This window comes from Levilactobacillus yonginensis (assembly GCF_003946265.1).
In the GTDB taxonomy this organism is placed as follows: Bacteria; Bacillota; Bacilli; order Lactobacillales; family Lactobacillaceae; genus Levilactobacillus; species Levilactobacillus yonginensis.
Window position 1 is genome coordinate 1 of the sequence record NZ_RHNO01000052.1, and the last position, 3,103, is coordinate 3,103.

A 3,103-nucleotide genomic window follows, 5' to 3' on the forward strand; every position below is an offset into this window, starting at 1 on the left:
TTAAAGCCGCTAACTGTCGATCTAAATGTTGCTCCTTGGAACTCACACGCGCATAACCGATTTTAGCCATTTCCAATCTCCTTTTGGACAGTTCTAATGAACACTTGTAATTCCTAGTATAGCACAGAAATAAAAAAGACCATTAGGGTATACCCTATTGGCCGTTTTGAAAAATCGTTGTATTAAATCCAGAAAATTTCATTAATGAAATTTAAATCGAGGACTTCTTTAATTTTGAAATTCCTGTGGAAAAGTTAAAAACAAGTGCAAGGTTGACGTGATTAAATTTATTCAAAAGAAAGCCTATTTTTGGGAATTATTTTTTTTCAAAATATCAGCAATTTCTTGCAGGTATTGAGCTTCCATTGAGATTGGGGCAGTGGCAGCTTCTTTTTTAGGCATAATTTTATTGATACCTTTTACTAACAGGAATACAACAAAAGCAATAATTAGAAAATTGATAATGGAATTAATAAAGGCACCATACTTGAATGTTGCACTACCAACTTTAAAGGCAAGATCAGAAAAATCAATTTGTCCCAAGAAGATACCAATTAATGGATTAATTAAGTTATCAACTAATGACTTAACGATAGATGTAAAGGCAGCTCCAATAATGACACCAACTGCTAAGTCCATTACATTACCACGTGAAATAAACTCTTTGAATTCTTTTAACATACAAGTTTCTCCCTTAAATTTTTCAGCTTTTATAGTCATCAGTATTGGACTAGTCGTGCTAATGAAACTTTTGATTAACGGTTACTTTCTTATTAACGTAAGGTGACTTGGATTTAGTTTTGTCACGATGCTGCTTAATCAATAGAAAAATGCATGCACCAGCAATCAGTAGTAAGACAGGCCAAGATGTCAAAAAACGCCACAAAGCAATTAACAGCATTATTCCTAATATCCACCAAATCCATGAAGAAAAAAATTTATAGGTTGCCCAAATTATTATTAACGCTACCAATAAAATCATTTTTTTCCTCAATTGTCAAATCAAGTGCAACACTAAGAATCTATTCTTAGAAGTGGTCTAGTTGCTAAGCTAGTTCAGGCATTAGATCGGCTGGGCAGCGATAGTTCAATGACCGCCGTAGCCGGTTGTTTAAGGTATCTTGAGCCAGCTGAATGTCAATGAGTGAGGCCGAAGCCAAGGATCTGCCCTTCGGGAAGAACTCGCGCAAAAGGCCGTTAGTGTTCTCATTGGTTCCACGTTCCCATGGTGAATAAGGATGGGCAAAGTAGATGTCAGTTCCCTTGACTTGACTCAAGCTTGAGAACTCAGCACCATTATCAAAAGTAATGGTTTTAAAGTGCTCGGTTCCATAGTCATATAAGGTATTCTGGAGGGCTTTCAAGCAAGTGTCGGCATGATAATTGGGAAGTTTAACGATGATCTCTAAGCGACTAACACGTTCAGTCAAAGTCATTAATGCTGGCTCAGATTCAACCCGTTTGCCTTTGACCAAGTCACCTTCCCAGTGTCCAAGCTCTTGACGCGCTTGAACCATGGCGGGACGCTCTTCGATTGAATGGCCCAGATTTTTCTTATTGATTCGATGATGCTTTGCCCCGGGGCATTTAATCCGGCGACGTAGTTTAGCTGGTAGGTCTGAATTGCGGATAGCTAAACGCTGGTCATCAATATACCGGTACACCGTCGGTGTTGAGGGGCAGACAAGCCTTGGGTGATCAGTCTTGAATTGGTGGACAAAAGTATCCACACTATGCATCCTGGGACGCGCTTTTAAAGCTGTCACCAAAGCATTACAGAAGGTTTGACAATGATCAAAGAGTCCACGATAACAGCTATTTAGTCGGTGCTTACGATAAATTGCTTCACCAGTTTCTGCCAGATATGACTGTTCAAAGATATGAGTACTAGCGTTAATCTGTGTCGTTGTCCCACGTTTTAATTCACGTGAAATCGTGCTGGGATTACGATGAAGGGCCTGGGCAATTCGGCGGATAGACCAATCTAAGTCCCTTAGGGATTCAATTCGACCACGTTCAGCTAAATTGAGTTGGTGATACTGATTAGATATGATATTCTTAATTCGGGTCATGAAGATACCTCTTTCTTGTTTGTGGTGAATTAAGAATAGGTCTTCATGGCCTTTTTGACTAGTCTGAATAAAGAACTGGTCTAGTAGAGCAGGTGTTGCACTTCAATTTTAAATCGAGGTAAAAAATAATCATCAACATAAATAAAATTTTTAATTAACCGCCAATTTTCAACTGAAAGTTGCATTAGTGGAAAATTGGCTACTAAAGAACATAGATATAGGTACCTAGGGTTATGGCGTTGGGAAAAATTTATATTTCCAAACTTCCCCTGTATTTCGTCAAACATTTGCTGAACATCTCTAGTTGTACTACATTTAACAAAGTGATTTAAATAAATAAACTGAGATTTATCTGTATTATCGATCATCGATTTAGCTGTATTAATGGTTACGAGGAGCCATTGGTTCAAATTAATTAACTGTTTAGGCCGGTGGTATAATTCTTCTTTAGTTGTTTCAAATAACTGGTTATTTATGATTCTCTCACCTTCTTATCTGTAAATTGTTTGTCACTTCTGGTTTCTTTATTTTGGGGTTTTGTTCAGCAAATGCTTGCAGCTGTTTTTGTGTTCGATTACTGATTTCATGGTGTATATCATTTAGTTTATTTTTTAGTTCTGATTTTTGTTGTGGGTTCCTTGCTTGCTGAACTTGTCGTTGCAAACTTGATATAACTGATTAAGCGCTCGGGCTGATAGCTTTTTTATTTTACATTTGAATTACAAGTGCATACCCCCATCTTCATGCCGGTTTCGAGTTTGGTGTTGCCGTTGCTTTTTCGTCATTTCCCACTCAGTCTCCTTTAAACCTTGCACCTGTTTTTGCCGTTCGTAATCTTCATCACGGGCATATAGGGCGGTCATGATTGCGTTACTAAAGGCCGTCTTTAAGTAGTAGCTTGGACTAACTGGCTTGTAATTTAGCGGTTGATAATGTCCAATATTTACTTTTCTATACTGGTCGTCCTTGGCTTGTTGCCCTTTTAACTGCTTTTGGATTTTCTCGATCTGACTGTTCTTAATCGTCGGATC

At 38.1% G+C, this 3,103-nt stretch carries 2 protein-coding genes and 3 pseudogenes; all 5 read right to left on the reverse strand.

Going from position 1 to position 3,103, the window contains the following annotated elements; genetic code table 11:
* A pseudogene (locus tag EKM87_RS12225) lies at nucleotides 1-70 on the reverse strand (recombinase family protein); the annotation flags it as partial.
* A 233-nt stretch (nucleotides 71-303) separates the two neighbouring features.
* Nucleotides 304-681: a large-conductance mechanosensitive channel protein MscL gene (gene mscL / locus EKM87_RS12230; RefSeq protein WP_125685026.1), complete on the reverse strand. Its 378-nt coding sequence runs from the start codon at nucleotides 679-681 to the stop codon at nucleotides 304-306.
* A 365-nt stretch (nucleotides 682-1,046) separates the two neighbouring features.
* The gene (locus tag EKM87_RS12235; protein ID WP_010619295.1) at nucleotides 1,047-2,072 is read right to left on the reverse strand and encodes an IS30 family transposase; all 1,026 of its coding nucleotides are present in this window, start codon (nucleotides 2,070-2,072) and stop codon (nucleotides 1,047-1,049) included.
* Nucleotides 2,073-2,555: 483 nt separating this feature from the next.
* A pseudogene (locus EKM87_RS12690) lies at nucleotides 2,556-2,779 on the reverse strand (LtrC-like protein); the annotation flags it as partial.
* Between the two features lie 12 nt (nucleotides 2,780-2,791).
* Nucleotides 2,792-3,103: pseudogene (locus EKM87_RS12245) on the reverse strand (nicking enzyme TraA protein); the annotation flags it as partial.